At 63.6% G+C, this 1,235-nt stretch carries 3 protein-coding genes; 2 read left to right on the forward strand and 1 reads right to left on the reverse strand.

Features of this window, described 5'->3' with window-relative positions:
• Together AC1DYI_RS36150 and AC1DYI_RS36155 are read left to right on the forward strand one after the other, a co-directional pair.
• Positions 1 to 438 (forward strand): M24 family metallopeptidase (locus AC1DYI_RS36150; RefSeq protein ID WP_477208904.1); only part of this gene is annotated, 438 nt, incomplete at its 5' end.
• A 96-nt stretch (positions 439 to 534) separates the two neighbouring features.
• The gene (locus AC1DYI_RS36155; RefSeq protein WP_477208905.1) at positions 535 to 912 is read left to right on the forward strand and encodes a VOC family protein; all 378 of its coding nucleotides are present in this window, start codon (positions 535 to 537) and stop codon (positions 910 to 912) included.
• 51 nt (positions 913 to 963) lie between these two features.
• On the opposite strand, the gene AC1DYI_RS36160 is transcribed toward AC1DYI_RS36155, so the two are convergent.
• On the reverse strand, positions 964 to 1,235 hold a 272-nt coding region (locus tag AC1DYI_RS36160; protein WP_477208906.1), incomplete at its 5' end, for a GNAT family N-acetyltransferase.

Here is a 1,235-nt window from a genome sequence, read left to right on the forward strand (position 1 = left end):
GATACCGGAGGAACGACTGTGGTACCCCCGACCACCGCGCAGAAGACTCGTCTTTGCCACGCCACCCGCACAGCGCTTGCCGAAGCCATGAAGAGCGCCAGAGCGGGGCAGCCGATCAATGGCATCGGCGCCGCCATCGAGCGCACCGCGAAGGCGTATGGCTTCAAGATCATCGAGAACCTCGGCAGCCACGGCGTCGGCCGTGCGCTGCACGAGGCGCCGGAGCACATCGCTGGTTACTTCGACCCTTCGGACAAGCGCACCCTCCACGAAGGCATGGTCATCACCATTGAACCCTTCCTGTCGACCAAGAGCCGCATCGTCACCGAAACTTCAGACGGCTGGACGCTGGCGGGCGCAAGTGGCAACCTGTCTGCCCAGTACGAGCACACGATGATCATCACGAAGGGTGCTCCCATCGTCGTCACGCAGCACTGACGGCGCTGCATCGATGCACCGACAGCCAGCGCAAGCTGCTGTTCAATCAAAATCACCTTGGGACCTCGCGCAGGCCCACACGTTGCAGGGGAACCCATGTTTGACCACGTCAAATTCGGCGTCAGCGACTTTGCAGCCAGCAAAACGTTCTACCTCAAGGTACTCGAACCGCTCGGCGTCACTGTTGTCTCGGAAGGGGTACCGACCTACGGTATCGAGCTCAGCGCACCCGAGGGCAAGGTTTCGCTGTGCCTGTTCCAGACCGACCAGAAGCCGGCGCATCTTCACATCGCGTTCGTGGCCGAGACTCGCCAACAGGTCGAAGCTTTCTATCGCGAGGCGCTGGAGGCAGGTGGCAAAGACAATGGCCCGCCCGGCCTGCGCCCGAACTACCACGCGAACTACTACGCAGCTTTCGTGATTGACCCGGACGGGCACAACATCGAAGCGGTTTGCCACGCTCCCGAGGCCTGACCCCGCAGTAAGACGCGAGGCTTCGCGGGCCTGGGGCCCGCCGGCCAAGTCTCAGCCGGCGAGCACCACCTCGCGCTTGGCACTGAACAAATAACTCGCGGCCTGGCCGGGCACGTCGTCGAGCGTGCCGATGCGCTGCATGCCGATCTTCTCGAGCACGCGGATCGACGGCGCGTTGCTCGGCCGCACGATCGCGAAGACTTCGGGCTCGCGCAGTTCATCCAATGCGTAGTTCAGTGCGGCTTGTGCCACCTCGGTGGCGTAGCCCTGGCCCCAGGCGGTCGCGGCCAGGCGGTAGCCGAGGTTCAGCGCATTGGCTTCGA

This window comes from Ideonella sp. P3_A4, from assembly GCF_056403075.1.